The following is an 18563-nucleotide window of genomic DNA, read 5'->3' as shown; positions in this document are numbered from 1 at the left end:
CTAATTTCTATTTTTTTGTTTTTCCACACTATACTACTAGTATCCGATAATTATTATTGGAGAATTTCAGTTAAAGAATTTCCCAATAACCCTTAGTTTTAATTGTAGCTAAAGGTTATTGAGTATTTTATTAAGTTTTCTATCATATTCTACATATTTCCAAACTACTGCAGTTTCTTAGTGTTCTATTTTCAATCATTCACCTTTTGATTTTCAGAAGTGTTTTGAATTTGGTTGATCCATTTCTCTATGTCCAATTTTCTTTTAAACAAATTTCCTTTATATAAAGGAGCTATTTCTAATCGCATGATTTGTTCGAACCATTTTCTTTCATCCTCAATTGAATCTGCTCCATTTAGGCAAAAATAGCTATGACCAATTTCAAAACCGCTCCCAAAGTTCTCAACATCAGATTGTATTTCATTATTTATACTCGTCATATTGGTTGTTAACTGCTCAATAAAGTTTGGACTTAAGCCTTTATTTAGTAAGTATTTCTTGAACTTTTCCGAATGAAAAGCTGGCTCTATTAAGATAGTTGAAAAACGTCTTCTAACAGAAAAATCAATTGGAGGTGGTGACATACTAAGCGTACCTTCCGTGCAGATAAGGAATACATTTTCAGGAATGTAAAAGATCTGCTCTGCTTTCCCCTTCGTAAGTCTCACTGCATTTTTTGGGCCACGTTTATCAGATTCTATTAACATGAGTCCCTCGCCGAAAATTTCAGTAATATTGCCACGGTGTATATCATCAATTATTAAGTAATAATTGTTAGCTTGATCTGCAATAGCTCTTTGACAAAGCCGAAAAAAAATACCTTCTTTTAAGGTGTATCTTCCTTCTGAAATCTGCACATCTCCTCCGATAAAGTCTTCATATGAAAAAGAGGAGTGGAATTGTACCATCTCTACTTTACTATCGTCTTTACTCTTCATATGTGTATAGGCTATTTTTTTTGCCATAAATGTTTTTCCCACACCTGGGGGCCCTTGGATGATGATGTTTTTCTTCGAAGTTAGCGCTCCAAATATTTCTTCTGCCTTTTGGTCACTAACAAACATTTCCTCTAAAAAATCATGCATGGTATATTTAGTTGGTAATAGTACTAAATCATTATCAAGTATATTTCCTAATATTATATTTTTTTCTGGAATTACTTCTTCTCCTTTCTCCCCCTGATCGCTGCTATGGGATAATGGTTTTTCAGATTGTTTTTCAGGGTCATTTCTCTCACTCGCTATCCTTTCTGTAGTTAGTGTCGACAATTCTTGTTCTCCTGAAATAATATCAAGTAAGTAAGTAACAAAATCTTTATATTCTGTAATATTGGTTAAACACTTATTAAAATAAAATGTTCCTTTGACTTTCCATTTCCCCTCAACTAGCCACTTAACTTTTCTAACAGACTTATTTTTTTTTCGAACAGAATTAAAAATATAGTCCGAATCGATTTCTCCCATTGCCACTATCTCATTAGATCCGCGCTTGATAAATACATAATCTCCGAGATTCATTTCATGGCAAAATTGAAAATAGATAGAAGCGTCGTATTTAGACTTCGAATTGAATTGTCCCAGTCTTTTTAAAGCATCTGTTATCTCACTTTTGTTCTTAAACTCCCTAAGATCCCCTAGATGTGCATTTTCAAATGTTATAATATTATTTCGAAAAAATCCTTCTAATTCTTTATTTTCAAGTCCTGAGATGAACCAGTATTTCCGCTTATTTTCCTCCGGTTCCACTTTACTACTATATACAGTTTTTTTATCGTGAAAAGTTTCATGTAAATAGGACAAGAACTGAGATATTTCATAATAAATGGGTAATTTTGTTTGCTTCCCAACTATATCAATATATTTTTCGACTAAACCACTTTCTACGAAAAACTCTTTGTCCTTCCATAAATTAAGCGCTAGATTTTCTTCTTTTCTTTCATCTGGTAAAAGCTTCAATACACTTTTTAAGGAAGTTCTTTCTTTTGGTTTAATATAACAAATATAATCAGGGAAAAGTTTTGCTAATAGCTCACTAACTACATGACTACCAAAACCAAAGAGCTTATATTTTTCATTTTTAGTAAAATCCTCTATCCGCATTCGAATGGGGTCGTCCCCATAAATAAGATACAAAAAACTAGCACGATAATGTTCAATAGGAGTAGTCAATTGATCCAATGCTCTAATTTTGGCGATGGAAAAATTAAATGCATTAACATGATCTCCAATTTTCTGGATATCGTTCCATTCCATTGTTTCGAGAAACTCTCTTTTACTAAACTCTCTAAAAAATTGATAGCTTGCTTCCTCTTTCTCACTATTTATAAACCATTTATCTGCTTGTTGTTTAAAGAGAAATAAATATTTATCAATATGTGTGTTTTTCAATTTACGTTGGATGATTTCTGGGGATTTCCATAATGTATACAGTCTTTTAAACTCTTCCTCTGATATTCGAAAGATCCACATTTCTTTAATTTTGAATATCTCAAGATTTTTCACACCATGAACTTGCTTTAATTCGTCGTGTATAAGCATTTTCTCTTTTAGTGATTTACGTGTTTCTATTATGTTTAAAGGAACCTTTATCTCGTTTTTACCTTTATAGGGTTCTGATGATATTTTACTTAATGCTATGATACCATTTTCAGCTTTTTCATCTATCCGCCAAATAAATACATAGTCCTCTACCTCTAATTCATGGTCATAGTCACTCTGTTTCATTCTCCAAACAATTTGCTGGTTCTGTTCATTCAACTGGTTTGAATTACCTAGAAAAATCCAATATGCCATTACGCTGGTACTCCTTTCGAAATACTCCCTTCCTATACTTTATTAAAAAAATTATAAAAAATTCGAATGTTTTTTTATAACTTGTTCAGAATATTCTTCAATAATAAAATCACAAAAAAAGAGCTAAGTTACCTCAGCTCTTTGTAAAATTCCTTTACTATTCTTTTGAAGCCACTAGGTGCTTCTAGGCTACTAGTTTTATTATTCTAAAATTGCTAATAAAAGTGGAGAAATTCTTTAACTTAAGGTTTTCTAAAGTTAAAGTTTTTATGCTTTTTTCTTATTTTCGTATAATGACATGTATCACAGACATTAAAATTAAAATCGCTATCAAGCTTCTTTCCACAATTCCTACATTGTTTAGATAATGATTTAACATCAGTATTTAACCTTTCATGTGCTTCGTCGCTAAAGCTCTCTCTAATCCTTTCCCAGTAAGTAGCTTCTGTTCTTCGATCTAATCGATATAGAAATAAGAGGTGGAGACCAACTGACTTGTAGGAAAGTTCTGCATCTTCTAAGCTTCCTTTCCTCATATATGGTTCTGGAAGTGCGGTACCCTCTACAATTGCAAGCATTGTATCATACCATTGACTCACTAAAACTTGCTCCTTAGTTGAGAAGGGTAGGTGGAGAAAACCGTATAAGTCTATCGCGGGAAGTCGTGCTTCGATTACACTATCTTGGATGGTTTCATATAAGTATTGTTCTTCATCTAGGGTTGCTTTTTGTGTTCCTTCTGGATTATCAAACTTTTCCCATAACTCAAAGAAAGTCCCAAGTCTTCTAGAATATTTTTGGAATCGCTCTAGAACGGAGCTAGTAGGCGCAATGGCAAAAGTATGCACCTCTTCATCTTTCTTATCTAGTAGTTTTTCCATTACAGCGATATCATTAGTAAAAGCTACTTTTCCAACATTATAAATACCTTTTCTCCCTGCTCGTCCCGCTATTTGTTTCACTTCCTGGGAGATTAGTCGTCTTCTTCTTGTTCCATCAAATTTATCGTTTTGCAAAAATACAATTCTTCTAATTGGTAAGTTTAGACCCATACCAATAGCATCTGTAGCAATGATTACGGTTGTTTCACCTTTGATAAATCGCTGCATTTGCTTTTTCCTTGTCTCTGGAGGCATACTCCCATAAATCATGCTCACAGAATACCCTCTATTTTGAAGAGCAGAAGCAGTTTCAAGTACTTTCTTTCTAGAAAAACAAACAAGAGCATCTCCCTTTCTTGCATCAGAAAGTGTGAAGATTCTTGACTCTACTTGTAAAGGTATTTCTCGACTATACTCGATTACTTCCACTTCTGCAGATCCTAGAAGCTGCAGAATCATTGTTTTCATATTGAAACTTCCAATTATATGTACCTCTCTGGCATTTGCTTTTGTAATTGCCTTATACCAAGAAAAACCTCTATCTTTATCCGCGATCATTTGCGCTTCGTCTATCACAACGACTTCATAAAAATCTTTTTCATGAAACATTTCTACTGTTGATGAAATATGCATCGCGTCTGCCTGTAGCTTCTCTTCTTCCCCAGTTTTTAACGAACAGGGAATGCCCTCAGCATTCAGTGCATCATACACTTCAAGTGCTAAAAGTCTGAGTGGGGCCAAATATAATCCACTTTTAGCTTGTTGCATTCTTTGCAAGGCTTGAAAGGTTTTTCCTGTATTTGTTTCTCCAACATGAAGCACATAGCGAATCTGTCTACCAGCTGAAGGGATGTATTCTCTTCCAAAAATATCGTCAAGCATCCGTTCTTCTTCATCTTTTTTCCTTTGTATCTCGGCTAATTCCTCTGCGATTTTTAGTTCACGGGCACTTACATCTTTTTCGAAAATTTCTTGATGTAGAACTGCATCAAAAGGTATTTCAGCCAGCTTCAGCAAGTCTGAAACATACTCCTGTTGAATTTCTTCCATATAATTATTTATGATTAAATGGAAGGCATTGGCTAGTAGTTTTCTTAACTTAGATGTCGATAGACCTTCCTCAATCACCGCTTCATATTGTTCAAGGAGCCTTGAATCGATTTGCGTGAAAATCATTTGTGGAACAACACCAAATAAGTAATCTGTGATTCGCTTCTCATACGCATAATAATACGTTTCATACTCAAAGTAGCGCTCACCATAGTGATAGGTTTTATGAACAGCCCCGGTTAACTCAGTAAAGAAAATAGCAATTATACTATATTCCTCCGGCTGGAATTCTCCTGCCTCAATCAAAATCTCTTCAAGATGAAAGGAATCTACTTCTTCATATTTTACACGTTGTTTAAAATCTTCCACTAATTTTTTAGCGACAAAATGTCTAACATGTAAATAATAGAGAGCTTGATTTTGTTCAACAATTTTATGAGTAATTTCTTCTAACTTACTGATAATTTCTTCTTTTTCTGCTTGAACGCGTTTTTCCTCCATTCTCTTGTGTAAAAGGTTTCTTGCTTTCTTATACCTTTCTTCCCAGGGGAGTATATCTTCTGTGGCTACTTGCTTTAACCAAGCTAACGCGTCAAAGGGTTTGTAAGTTCTCATTTCATTGCGAAACAGACGATTGATGAGCTTTCTATCTACTCCCTCCACTTCAAGTCCACGTTCACTTAAAAAAGATTTTTTCTCTTTTCTAGCAATATCATTGGTCACTTTATTTAGCCAAACATTTAGCCAAATTTGCTGAACATATTGACCTCGTTCTTCTACGTATTCTAAGAATGTTGGTAACTCTTCCTTTGTTTCTAAGTATTGATCGATGTCTTCCTGTATTTTATATTTTGTCTGATCTAATGCAATAGAATAGAGTATATTTAATTGATTCAACATGGTGTCCCCTTTCTTATCTATCTCTGGTCATGTAAAAAGAAATTTAGTCTATTTCTAATTCTCGAATGATATATTCAATTGGAATTGCTAATCCGTACCGCTTGTTATCTGATGAATCTTCTGTTGTAGCATACACAACAGCTATCACTTCACCATGCTCATTAATCACTGGACTACCGCTATTCCCTGAATGTACTGGCGCATCAAGTAGAAGTGCTGGTTCGGGAATACCACTATTAATTGTGCCCGAAGTTTCACCGTCGTTTACGATAAAAGAATGTGCTAAGGGGTTACCGATAATATATACATGTTGTTTGGTTTCTAAGTCATCCGCTTTCTGTATTTTTAGGGCTGGCAATGATTCACCTTCCACCTTAAGGACAGCAGCATCATACTCCTGGCTAGTGGCTATAACATCCGCAGCAAAATACTGCCCATCTGGAAAGGTTACGACGATTGGATCCATTCCTTCAATAACATGATAATTGGTAATAAGCGTACCCGATGGATCTATATTAAAACCAGTCCCTTTTTTATTATTCCCATTTATCGAAACTACTGCCTTCTTCCATTCCTGTATATCTTTATCATTTGATAATTGATTGGATTTCAATAAGAATTGAATCGAAGGCAAATTATATAGTTTAGGAAAGATTCCCCACACATTCACTGATAAAGCAATAATAATGACAACTGACAGAATTTTAAATATTTTTTTCCGTTTCTTATCGTTTTTTTCTTTCCTTTCTTTATCAGCTTCATCAAATAGAAAGTCCTTGAGTGGTGGTTCTTCTGATTCTGTCTTCTTTTCTTCTAAGCCCTCATTCTCTTCGCGCATCTCGTCACCCTTTTCATATTCGAATATGGTTAGATTAATGGTAAATTTACCATAAAGATGATTTTCTTGTCACGTTAGGATAACTATACTACTATTTCTGAGTAAAATTAAGGAAAAATATGATTGACTTTATTTATTCAGCATCATATAATTTACCTTGAAGTTATAAATCTCGAATTAAAGATAATAAAAACTGAGGGAAATTAGGAGGAAATACAAATGGCAAAAACAAATTGGAATGTAGACAAGGCTCATAGTACAGTAGACTTTTCCGTAAAGCATATGATGTTCGCAACTGTTAAGGGTGGATTTCAAGATTTTGATGCAACAATCGTTGCAGATCCAACCGATTTAACAACAGCTGATATTGAATTTACAGTTGACGTAGCAAGTATTGATACTCGCAGTAGCGACCGCGATGCACACTTACGCTCTGCAGACTTTTTCGATGTTGATAATCATCCGAAAATGACTTTCAAATCGACTAAAATTTCTAAAACAGATGATAACGAATATGACGTAGCTGGAGATTTAACAGTGCGAGGTACAACTAAATCTGAAACTTTTTCTGTAACTTTTGAAGGAACTGGTTTAGATCCATGGGGAAATGAAAAAGCTGGATTTGGTGTTGCAGGTAAAATCAAACGTAGTGACTATGGTTTGACTTGGAACGCACCATTGGAAGCTGGTGGCGTACTTGTAGGTGACCAAATTAAAATCGAATTACAACTTCAAGCTGCTAAGGGCTAATATTCTTTGAGTTAGAACGTTAAGACGACAATGTCTTGACGTTTTTTATTTTTGGCTCCCCTGAAGATAAGTAGGTTGCCTGTTAAACTCCCTGTTAATCTCCGTTGCAGGTGTTCGCTTTCCGCGGGGCGCTTGTGGAGCCTCCTCGGCTTTGCCTGCGGGGTCTCCACAAAACGCTACTTCCCGCAGGAGTCTCACACCTTCCACTTCAATCTACAGGGGAGACGAGGAAACTTAACATTTCCCTTTTTCATCAACTATGGTGCGAATTTATTTGCATGGGGGGCTGGTCTACTTAAAATAAGTCCTTAAAATCGATCTTACGCTTTAACAAAGGTTTTTAAAAACGTAAATACCTGCTTTTTTAAGTAGGTATTTTAACGATAGTAAAGAGCGTCTGATGAATAATGCTAAGTTAATCTCCTAAAAGGATTCTTCCATTCCATTAATACACCATAATTAAGGGATTCTTTGTCTTCTAAATAATTTTCCACAACCTTTACAGGCGTCCTACCACAACGCAGTAGAAAAGTAATTACGGGGTCTTTAAGATTTCCTTTGAGGACTGATTCAATATATTGCTCAGCAGTCATATTCTCGGAATGGTCCTGATAACCAGGTATTCTTCCCCCACCTAATAAACGTTCTAAGTTATGGTGAATTACGATTTCGTACATAGATTGCATTAGCCATTTACCTACACCTAGTTTTCGAAAGTTAGGACTTACACTAATATCCACTACATATAAGGTATTTCCGTTCGGATTATGTGTCCGAATATATCCATTGTCGGTTATTTCCTCCCAAGTGTGATTTGGTTGTAACGGGTCATATTCCACTAACAGACCAGTCATTGACCCTGCCACCACGCCATTTACTTCGAAGCACAAAGCACCTTCAGGGAATAAAGTAATATGATTTCGAAGCTGTTCTTCATTCCACCATAATTCCGCAGGAAACGGTGGTGGAAAACTTTCTTGTTGTACACGAATCAAATGGGGAAAATCCTTTTCTTCATATGTTCGAATCACTGCCTGAACAGGACGATTATTATCAAAGATATAGAATTCTTTACGATACATATAAAACCCCTCCTATGTTTGTGAAATTTAAAAAATGTTCCTGCTTACCCAATTCACTGCGAACGTTTATACTTAATAGATGGAATAAATTTTGTTGTTTTCTTACATCAATAAAAAGGGGCGTATACATGGCAATCGCATTTACACTAGTGGTAATTATCGGTATTGCGGCATTGATAAGCACGTTAGCATTAGCTGGGAAAAGTGACGAGAATTACCGTTCTTCTACAAAAGGAAATTTATCACGCTTATCATGGATTTATGTGGTTCTTGTTGTTATTCTTGCAGGCGGACTTGGGCTGTATCTATATTTTATGTAATTGCTTGCATGAAAAATCAGGTGAAGGGGAGTGTTGGATTTTTTCCTACTCCCCAGTTCTTTCCACATTAGCTAATTAATCAGCTAATTAGCTCTAAGTTTCTATCCAAAAATACGATTGTTAATTCTTCTTCAAGGCCTCATAGAATCGTTTTGTCAGACCAACTGTATACGTACTTCCACCTGGTTCTTTTTTCTCTACGCCTTCGATTAACATAGCAGTTAAAAGACTTGGATCCTGTTGATCATAAGCCACGAATAACCCATTTTCACTACCCGTTGTACCTTGTTCTAATTTCATTTCACTTGTTCCTGTTTTTCCAGCTATCTCTCTGTTTGAGACATTCGCGTTTTGTGAACTACCTTCTGAAACTACTTTACGTAGATTGGTTTGTAGTTGTTTTGCTTGGTCTTCTGAAACTATTCCTTCTTTCCAAACACTTTCCTTTTCTTCCTCTAATAAAAGTGGTTGCATCATATTTCCATTATTAACGACACCACCATAAATACTTGCTAAGTGGACAATGTTTAACAGGATTTCTCCCTGTCCGTATGCAGTATCTGCTAATAGAATTTCACTATCAATGGATTCAGAATTGGAAGTTTGAGACTTGACCGTCGGATAAATAAATGGAAAAGCTTCACCGATTCCTAATTTTTCTAAGCCATTTTGAAACTTTTCTGCCCCCATATCAATTCCAACTCTGGCGAAATAAATATTATCGGAGAACTTTAATCCACTTTCTAAATTCACCTTATTGTCGTTTTCATAATATCTCGTAACTTTGTAATCTCCCCAAGATACATCTTTTTGCCATTGTTTTTCATTAATATCATAGGAATCTGCTGGATCTAGCTCACCATTTTCTAATCCGATTACTGCCGTTAATAGTTTCATTGTAGATCCTGGTGAGTACGTATAGGAGAAACGATTGAGTGAAGGCTTTTCAGGATTATCATCAATTGCTTTCTTTTGTCCTGGTGACATACCTAAAACATAATCATTAGGATTAAAAGTAGGTAGACTTACTAAGCTTCTTACCTTACCACTAATAGGATCGATTACAGTAGCTGTACCCGACTCCTCTCTTAATGTTTCAAAGAGTGTTTGTTGCATATTACCATTGATTGTGAGCTGAATTGTTTCCCCGTTTTGAGAATCTGTTTCTACCACGTCAACCGTTGTGCCATCTTCTTTTTCTAAGTATATCTTTTCCCCATTTTTTGCTCTGAGACGTTCTTCTAATAATTGTTCCAGACCTCGTTTTCCTACTTTATCTCCTGATGAGTAACCTTCTAATTCTTCTAGGTCCTCTGCTGAAACCTCTCCAATATATCCGATAAGATGTGCAGCTGCTTCCCCATACGGATAAATTCTTTCTTTCACTCGAGTTACTGAAACACCAGGTATTTCATCTGCAGCACGTACTGTTTGCTCATCTTCTAGCAAAAATTTTTTTACCGGCATTAAATAGTCCGGTTGTGCCCAGCTCAGTGTGTATTGACTTTTAATGTATTCTTCTTCCAGGTTAATTATTTTGGAAAGGGCAGCTAAAGACTGTTCCTCATTAAAATCTCCTGGTATTACTCCTACTTCAAATACCTCCCCATTTTGAGCTAAATGGTTCCCTTCGTTATCTAAAATTTCTCCTCTTTCTGCTATTGTAGAAGCTATTCTGACTTTATCCGTTAAGGTAAGACTAGGCAAAATAAAACTTGGATCCCATTGCAAATACCAGGTTTCTTTTTCTTCTTCATTAGTTTCTTGCTCTAAAACAAAATCTATCTCGTATTCCACCTTCCCGGCGAAAGTATCAAAAGTAATCTTACCAGGAATAGTTACGGAACTTACTTCTTCCCATGGTTGATCTCGATTAAGTAACTCCACGTTTAGATTTTCAACTTCTAAGTCCCCATATAATTTTTCATATCTTTCTACAAACACTTCATATGAAAAATTCTCTTTCGTAGTTGCCGTCAAATATGTATCATACATTTCTTGAAATTCTAAATCATGCCATGTATCGATATATTTGTCCATTACGTTATAAGGACTTATTCTTTCCTCTTGGCAACCGCTTAATAATAAAACGAAAAACAAAGACAAAACCACTTTTTTCAAAATTTCTCCCCCTCAGTTAATCTCTTTGCTCATCTTAGATTGAAAAGTAAGCTATACTTTAAGAATACAAGATTTTCCACCTTATTAAAAGCCAAAAGCAATCCACAAAATAATGGAGTGTAAATCACCCGATTTTTTGTGAATTGCTTAATTTTTCTCTTTAAGTTTCTATGAGATTACCTTCTGCAGGTATTGGATTTTCCTTTAACAACTTGGCAAAGTGTATAAGGTTATAGGCCATTGTTTTAGCATGTTGGATCGTAAAATTATTTTTATATCCTTCTGCTTCAATATATGATGCTCCTGGACCTGCCTCTCCTACCCAATAAGTATCTACGTTAGGAGGAATGACAAATCCTGAATGAGTTAAGCCATAAAGGATTGAACTAGCCGCATGTTTTGCACCGTCTTCATTCCCAGTAACAACTACACCCGCTACTTTGTTGTAATAGATGCATTGCCCCTTTTCATTGGTTAAGCTACTTCCCCCATAAATTCGTTCCATCGCTAACGTTGTGATGCTACTTTTTTCACCTATCCAAATAGGGGTTCCGATTATTAAAATGTCTGCTTTCTTTATTTTTTCAAGAATCAAAGGCCACTTATCCCCATCTCCCAAATCATCAGATATTCCATATTTAATCGTATAATCTGCTAATCTTATACACTCCGATTTTATTCCTTCTCTATCGAAATGCTTGATTACTTCATCCATTAAACCTTCTGTATTAGAAGGTTCTTCACTAGTTTTCAAACTTCCATTTAAGAATAATGCGTTTAAACTCATGTTTGTTCCTCCAGTCTTAATTATTCTATCTATTCCTTGTATCTACCCTTAGAATAATTTTAGAAACAAAAAAAGCTGTCTTAACGCTGGAGGGTTTCCAGACCTTAAGACAGCAACAGTGAGAATTTGTACTTTTCCGGTACTTGCTTTAAAGAACAACTCTATCTAGTTCGAAAAAAATAGACATTAACAACTAAGTGAAAAGACTGCTTTTTTAGTCCTTCCAAACTTTCGAAAGTAATTCAAATGATTTAAGGCGGGCTTGGTGATCATATACGCTGGTATTGACAATTAGTTCATCTGCTTTTGTTTCTTTTAGAATGTGCATTAATTTTTTCTTGACTGTATCTCCACTTCCTGTAACAGTATATCGTAATTGTTGAGCAACAATTTGTTGTTCGTATGCACTCCACAATGTGTCGATGTTATCTACAGGTGGTTTTAATTTCCCAGGATTTCCTCGGATTAAGGATAAAAACTGTTGTTGTAGGGATGTAGCTAAATACGCTGCTTCATCATCACTATCTGCAGCAATTACATTAACACCAATCATTGCATATGGTCTAGTTAATTTCTCAGACGCTTTAAAGTGATTTCGATAAAGTTGTAAAGCAGGTAGCGTGTAGTCAGGTGAAAAGTGACTTGCAAAAGCGAACGGTAGGCCAAGATCTGCTGAAAGTTTCGCACTAAACCCGCTCGATCCTAATAACCATATAGGGATATCGAGACCTTCACCAGGTACAGCGCGGACACGTGTGGTACCATCTGGGTGAAAATAAGAACGAAGCTCAGCCAATTGTTGAGGAAAATCCTCACCACCACTTTTTCTATCTCGACGGAGGGCTGCAGCCGTAAGTTGATCACTACCGGGTGCCCTACCTAAACCAAGATCAATTCGACCTGGATAGATAGTTTCTAACGTGCCGAACTGTTCTGCAATCACTAATGGAGCATGATTGGGTAGCATAATTCCACCAGAACCAACGCGAATAGTGGATGTTTCTCCAGCAATATGGCCAATTACAACAGATGTCGCTGAGCTTGCTATGCCTGTCATATTATGATGTTCAGCTAACCAATAACGTTGATAGCCAAGCTTTTCTACATGTTGGGCAAGTTCTACACTATTTTTGAATGCTTGTTGTGCATTGCTTCCTTCAACTATTGGTGCCAAGTCTAGAACAGACAGCGGTATATTATTATTTATATCATTCATTTTTTTATGGATGCCCCTTCCTTTTGAAGATTTCTCTATTTTACTAAAGAAAACTCTTCTTTAATTTTCGTCAATGTATCTGGTTCTGTTAGGATACGAAGTGACGCTAACCCCATTGCTTTTGCACCTAATATCATTGCATCTTTCCCTTGCTCACTAAGAGCAGCATCACGAAATTCCTTTGTATGGCAACTATACAGCTCGTTACAAATTTTTATATATGGATGGATAGAAGGAACCACAAGACTAACATTGCCCATGTCCAGTGAACCAGAACCATCTTTTGATTCTGTTATTTCATTTGCTTCTACACCTAATTCTATAAGTGAATCAGTGAAAACATCAGATAATGTATTATTTGTCACCATGTTATCGTAGGATAATTCATAGTTAGACATTTTCATAGATGCACCTGTCATTAATGCGGCTCCCTCGGCGATAGCCCTTACTTTTTGCACGACTTCATTCACATAGCTTCTAGACTTTGCTCTAACATAGAATTGTGCTACGGCATATTCGGGAACAACATTTGCTGCTGTACCGCCTTCCTTAATAATTCCGTGTATTCTTGTATCAGACGTTACATGTTGTCGTAAAGCATTAATGCCGTTAAATGTTTGGAGAACTGCATCTAAAGCGTTAATCCCGTCTTGAGGATTTGCAGCAGCATGAGCTGGCTTGCCGAAAAACTCAAATTGAATAGCATCCATCGCCAGCGAGGAACCACTTTTCACATAAGAATGCAAAGGATGAACCATCATCGCTACATCAAGATGATCAAATACGCCTTCCTCTGCCATAGTAACTTTTCCACCTTTAGTTTCTTCTGCCGGTGTTCCGTAAACGACTACTTTTCCACCAGTAGTAGGAAGTATTTTGCTAACCGCAATACCTGCTGCTACCCCCATCGTTCCAATTAGATTATGACCACATGCATGTCCAAGCTCCGGTAAAGCATCATATTCACTCATAATTCCAACTGTAGGACCTGGTTTTCCACTATCAAATATCGCTTCAAAAGCGGTTGGTAATTCACATATCCCTACCTTCACATTAAATCCATACTCTTCTAGTTTTCTCGTAAGTATGGAAGCAGCTTTAAATTCCTCGTGCCCTAATTCAGGATTTTCTCCAATAATGGTACTTATCTCATATAAATCTTCCCTTAATTCTTCAAGCGCATCTATTATTACTTGTTTCATATCATTTCTCCTTTTTTATGTAACCAGTTAGTTTAGAAAACATATTATCATGAAGTAGAAAATTAAAATAATTATCTGCTTATAAAATAAATTGACCAAACGACATGAATTTCGTCTTTTTCTAATTCCGTGATCTTTCCAATTCCATAAACTCAGACAAACACTCTGAGGGCTTGCATTTCGCCTCATTCCAATTCTGTGTCCTCAGACAGGCACTCTGAAGTCATAGAATTCGGCTTTTTCAGATTATAGGGTATCATCTCATCTCGAGCTATTAGACCGAAACCTCGCATGCACATAGCCCACTGAGGAAGCTTCCAAGACCACCCGTGACCGTGGAAAGCAAACGCCTGGTACGGAAATCATCAGGGAGTTTAACAGATAACCTACCTATTTCCAAAACCAGGGTACCCCTCAACAAAAAAAGACGGTTGGATTTTTCCCCAACCGTCTTTGTACTATCCTACTATTATCTCAAAGCACCTGCTCCAGCGATAATTAGAATGATGAAAAGAACAACAATTAACGCAAAGCCTCCACCGTATCCTCCACCTGACATGTGATTCCCTCCTTCACATAGACTACTATACACATTATGCAACGTACCTGTACTACGTATGGGCAGGCATCGTATTTTTTATGAGGTCCGATACTTCTATTAAATAACTCTGTGGACTTTCTGCACCTATTATCTGTTCTTTCACTACTCATTTTGTTAATTTTGCCTCGTGAAAAAAATCAAGTTTTTTACGTTCCTCTACATATAATTCAAATAAAAAATTGACACTACAAAAAATGTAGTGTCAATTCGCAGAAATTACTTCGCCCAGTTACCATTTCTAAATAACGGTACTCGTTCCCCGTCTTTCGTAAGCCCATCGATATCCATTTCGCTTGATCCAATCATAAAGTCAACATGTGTAATACTCGAGTTTGCTCCTGCTGCTTCAAGTTCTTCGTCTGTCATTTCTTTTCCGCCTTTTAAAGCAAATGCATAGGCGTTGCCAATCGCAAGGTGATGGGAGGCGTTTTCGTCAAATAATGTGTTGTAGAAAATTAGATTTGTATTTGATATCGGTGAATCGTGCGGTACAAGGGCAACTTCCCCTAAGTAATGGGAACCTTCATCCGTTTCTATTAGCTTTTGTAACGTATCATAACCTTCTTCAGCTTCAATACTAACAATTCGGCCATTTTCAAAAGTTAATGAAAAGTTATTGATTAGGTTTCCACCATAATTCAACGGCTTAGAGCTTTTTACTGTTCCGTTGACACCAGTTTTTAATGGGGTCGTAAACACTTCTTCTGTCGGCATATTGGCGATGAAGGTTACACCCTTGTCATTGATGCTTTCTGGACCAATCCATACGTGCTTTTCCGCCAATTCGATCGTTAAATCGGTTCCTTCAGCCTGATAATGTAAAGCTTTAAAATGATGCCCATTTAAGAAGTCAACTTTCTCACTTAAATTTTCTTTATGCTCATTCCAAGCTTTGACTGGATCCTCTAAATTTGCACGTGTGGCATGAAAGATTGCCTCCCATAACTTTTCTTCTTGTTCTTTTTCCTCTAAATCCGGGAATACTTTTGCAGCCCAGCCTTTAGATGGAACGGCAACGATAGACCAACTTACTTTATCCGCCATCGTGAGTTTACGTGCATTCTTCATCGCCTCTCCAGATACCTTTTGCAGATTAGCAATCTTTTGAGCATCGACACCTTTTAATAGGTCTGGATTTAATGAGGTGATAGCAAGTAATGCTGCTCCTTCTAAATAGGCTTTTTCCAGCATTTCTGCTCGCCAAGTTGGAAAGTATTCAAAGGATTCATCAGATGCATGATCAAAGCGAATTCTAGTTACTGTTTCATCCGTCCATTCAATTTGGACAAGCTTCGCACCAGCCTCATATGCTTTTTTGGTAACAAGTCTTACATATGGTGCAGCTGCAATGTCAGCGTTTACAATAAGTGTTTGGCCAGGTTGAATATTCACCCCAACTTTTACCGCTAGTTCTGCATACTTTTCCATCGTCTGTTTAAATGTATTCATTATGTATTCCTCCTAATCTCTTCTTACGATTACAAATACCTGCATTTTCAAAAATAAATGTAGGTGTATCCCCAAAAAATATCATGTTCAACAACTTTTGTCTAGAAAAAAGGAAAGAGGCTGGGACATAAATTAAATTCCCAGCTTCATTTACTAACAATTTAACCTAAAGAGAGCCTCAATATAAAGAATCTGTTAAACAATCAAACTAAAAAAATACGAACTAATGCAAAACTCTACTTAGAATTTCGCATAATAGTTCGTATTTTTCTTTAACTAATATTCTTTTGTCCCAGCCTCTTGATTATTTATTTAGATTTAACTACACTAGTCACCCGTGGCAGTCTTTCTGTAAAAAACGACATTCCATGCTTAAATCCTGCTAAGCCATATAACATCGAACTCCAGTCTATTAAGGTAACCTTCGTTGGATACCAACGATTGGGTTGTTCCAAATGCCACCAAGAGAAGCGGTGTAAGCCATACTTATATGCCGCGCGGAATTTTGCTTCGTCTTCTTTATCGGCATTGTTCGTGTAAACATCGTATGGGATATGAAGTTTATATTGAGCGTATAAATCATAAATACCTGCAGGATATACCGGTAGGAATCCTCCAATGATATAGGAAGATGCAATATCATGAGGAGCATTGTTTATTTTATCAGCGTGATATCCACCAAACAGACCGTCATTTGGACCCGCACCATAGCCCCATACATAAGAAGGTACATCATGTAATTCTTTCCACTTGAATCGATCTGCCAAACAAGCATTTTTATAGTACTCTAAGTATGTTGGGCTTTCTGCATATTCTGGAACTAGAAAGAACGGAAACTGTTGTACAAAAGAAGATAAAAACGTCCCAGGACGATCATTCAATACCGAAAGTCCGCGGAAATCTTCTTGTGGTAGCTGGCTAATTTTATCTTCTGCAAAGTTATTATTCCAAAGTGCTTGGATATCTTCGTTTTCGGGTTGTCCTAATAACGCAAGATAAGAGACCATTACATACTCATTATAAGCTGGTAGTGGCGCGATTCCCTCGCCATCCTTTGCAATCATATTAATGACACCTGTTTCTTTATCAGCAACCACGATACTCCAATCAATGGATTTTAGAAGTTTGTTGGCCATCTCTGCAATTTCTGGTTTGTTGTCGGAGAAGTGTTGACCAGCAAATAAAGCTCCTGTTAATAATAAAGTCGTGTCGATAGTCGAGAATTCTGAATTGAGGTTTTCCCCGGTTTCCATGTCCACAAAATGAGCATAAAATCCGGTTTTCTCTTCTCTTGCAACTTGGCAACCTTCAATTTCTCCAGAAACCCCACGCATCGTAACAAGCGCTTTTTCAGCTGCTTTGTCATCCCAACCTTCCATATCGGCGACACAAAGGCTTATTAATCCGACACCAGTAGCGGCAATCGAGCAACGAAAATCGGGGTTTTCACCTAAAGTAAAATACGCATCTGCATACAAACCTGTACGCTCATTACGTGAGGCTTCAAACAAAAGATAAGAATCCTTATATTGGCGATCAAAAAAGTTCTTCACATTTAATGGTAATTGATTATATACATCCGTAATAGTGGTCATTCTCTTACCCCTTCCATGGTAAATGATTTTCCAATTTGTACAATTCACTGATAGGTTCATGTTAATTTCCATTATTATTCATCACATCAACTCGCACTTCAAATATGTTGATGCTATATTTATATTAAAATATACCGTAAAATAACGAAATAGACAAAATATCGTTATTTGGATGATTCATCGATTTTTTTAGGAGAGTGGTAGTATGCTAACAATTAATGGGGTATTTCATGACGTGGAGCCTAACTGGGATATAGAGAGAGCAAGCGGTTACTCAACATTGGTATTTGTTACAGAAGGTACTGTTATCTATCATGTAGGTGAGAACCATTTCCACTTAGTCAAAGGCGAGCTGGTATATATTCCAGCTGAACTTGAAAGATCTTGGACGAATCACCCTGAGATTTCACATAAAAAATATACCGTTGTTTTTTCAAAGGATAACCATCTACCACTTTTCTCCAATAACAAGGAAGAATTAATTCGTTTTAAACCTAGAAAAGCAGCCTACTATGAGCAGAGATTAGCTTTTTTATATATTCAATGGTTAAGTCAGCGTTGCTACTACAAAGAGTTATCCCATACAATTTTATCAGAGTTACTAATCATCATTGCCCAAGAAAAAGAAGAATGGCATACCTCTCCTATTAAAGAAAGAGCCGTTCGCAAAATCCAAGAATATATTCTTTATAACTATCGGAGGAATATTACGATTGAAGAATTAGCTGATCTAGCTGATGTTTCAAAAAATTACGCAACGGTTATTTTCAAAGAAGTATTAGGAGTAACTCCTATCCAATATTTACATCAAACAAGAATCAATACTGCTTGGAACCTCCTTCATACTACCAACATGACCATACGCGAAGTATCGGAGTATCTAGGATATTGTGATCAATCCTATTTCAACCGGATGTTTAAAAAATGGATGGGAATGGCTCCTACGCACGTGAAGGTTTGAAAAATTTCTGTTATAAAA

The 18563-nt window shown here is 36.4% G+C and carries 14 protein-coding genes; 3 read left to right on the top strand and 11 right to left on the bottom strand.

Annotation, left to right across the window (positions count from 1 at the left end; genetic code table 11):
• Positions 1–191 precede the first annotated feature (191 nt).
• The 3 genes from BK580_RS11445 to BK580_RS11435 all read right to left on the bottom strand — a co-directional run bounded on the left by BK580_RS11445 (position 192) and on the right by BK580_RS11435 (position 6461).
• The gene (locus BK580_RS11445; protein WP_078380449.1) at positions 192–2792 is read right to left on the bottom strand and encodes an AAA family ATPase; all 2601 of its coding nucleotides are present in this window, start codon (positions 2790–2792) and stop codon (positions 192–194) included.
• Between the two features lie 242 nt (positions 2793–3034).
• A complete protein-coding gene (locus BK580_RS11440; RefSeq protein WP_235864036.1) occupies positions 3035–5623 on the bottom strand; it encodes a helicase-related protein in 2589 nt (862 codons plus the stop codon).
• A gap of 43 nt (positions 5624–5666) precedes the next feature.
• The gene (locus BK580_RS11435) at positions 5667–6461 is read right to left on the bottom strand and encodes a S1C family serine protease (RefSeq protein ID WP_078380448.1); all 795 of its coding nucleotides are present in this window, start codon (positions 6459–6461) and stop codon (positions 5667–5669) included.
• Between the two features lie 219 nt (positions 6462–6680).
• Between BK580_RS11435 and BK580_RS11430 the strand changes: the two genes are divergently transcribed.
• Entirely contained in the window at positions 6681–7211 is a 531-nt protein-coding gene (locus BK580_RS11430; RefSeq protein ID WP_078380447.1) for a YceI family protein, read from the top strand.
• Between the two features lie 410 nt (positions 7212–7621).
• Here the strand turns inward: BK580_RS11430 and BK580_RS11425 are convergent, their stop codons facing one another.
• Positions 7622–8293, bottom strand: coding sequence for a GNAT family N-acetyltransferase (locus BK580_RS11425; protein WP_078380446.1), 672 nt, complete (start codon positions 8291–8293; stop codon positions 7622–7624).
• A gap of 128 nt (positions 8294–8421) precedes the next feature.
• On the opposite strand from BK580_RS11425, the gene BK580_RS11420 reads away from it, so the two are divergent.
• Positions 8422–8613 (top strand): hypothetical protein, encoded by a 192-nt coding sequence (locus BK580_RS11420; RefSeq protein ID WP_078380445.1) that lies wholly within the window; start codon positions 8422–8424, stop codon positions 8611–8613.
• A 120-nt stretch (positions 8614–8733) separates the two neighbouring features.
• Here BK580_RS11420 and BK580_RS11415 read toward each other — a convergent pair whose 3' ends face one another.
• The 7 genes from BK580_RS11415 to BK580_RS11385 all read right to left on the bottom strand — a co-directional run bounded on the left by BK580_RS11415 (position 8734) and on the right by BK580_RS11385 (position 17584).
• A complete protein-coding gene (locus tag BK580_RS11415) occupies positions 8734–10725 on the bottom strand; it encodes a penicillin-binding transpeptidase domain-containing protein (RefSeq protein ID WP_235864119.1) in 1992 nt (663 codons plus the stop codon).
• Between the two features lie 169 nt (positions 10726–10894).
• Positions 10895–11521, bottom strand: a complete 627-nt coding sequence (locus BK580_RS11410) for a flavodoxin family protein (protein WP_078380443.1) — start codon at positions 11519–11521, stop codon at positions 10895–10897.
• 214 nt (positions 11522–11735) lie between these two features.
• The gene (locus tag BK580_RS11405; protein WP_078380442.1) at positions 11736–12737 is read right to left on the bottom strand and encodes an LLM class flavin-dependent oxidoreductase; all 1002 of its coding nucleotides are present in this window, start codon (positions 12735–12737) and stop codon (positions 11736–11738) included.
• Positions 12738–12772: 35 nt separating this feature from the next.
• The gene (locus tag BK580_RS11400; RefSeq protein WP_078380441.1) at positions 12773–13939 is read right to left on the bottom strand and encodes a M20 family metallopeptidase; all 1167 of its coding nucleotides are present in this window, start codon (positions 13937–13939) and stop codon (positions 12773–12775) included.
• A gap of 469 nt (positions 13940–14408) precedes the next feature.
• On the bottom strand, positions 14409–14498 hold the full coding sequence (locus tag BK580_RS11395) for a YjcZ family sporulation protein (protein WP_078380440.1): 90 nt from the start codon (positions 14496–14498) through the stop codon (positions 14409–14411).
• A 258-nt stretch (positions 14499–14756) separates the two neighbouring features.
• Positions 14757–15989, bottom strand: coding sequence for an aminopeptidase (locus BK580_RS11390; protein ID WP_078380439.1), 1233 nt, complete (start codon positions 15987–15989; stop codon positions 14757–14759).
• Positions 15990–16297: 308 nt separating this feature from the next.
• A complete protein-coding gene (locus BK580_RS11385; RefSeq protein ID WP_078380438.1) occupies positions 16298–17584 on the bottom strand; it encodes a hypothetical protein in 1287 nt (428 codons plus the stop codon).
• Positions 17585–17789: 205 nt separating this feature from the next.
• On the opposite strand from BK580_RS11385, the gene BK580_RS11380 reads away from it, so the two are divergent.
• Complete coding sequence (locus BK580_RS11380; RefSeq protein ID WP_078380437.1) at positions 17790–18545, top strand: helix-turn-helix domain-containing protein; 756 nt, start codon at positions 17790–17792, stop codon at positions 18543–18545.
• The last annotated feature ends 18 nt before the right edge of the window (positions 18546–18563 follow it).

The sequence above is a fragment of the Sutcliffiella halmapala genome, from assembly GCF_002019665.1.
Taxonomy (GTDB): Bacteria; Bacillota; Bacilli; order Bacillales; family Bacillaceae_I; genus Sutcliffiella_A; species Sutcliffiella_A halmapala.
This window is presented reverse-complemented; position numbering and strand designations above follow the sequence as displayed.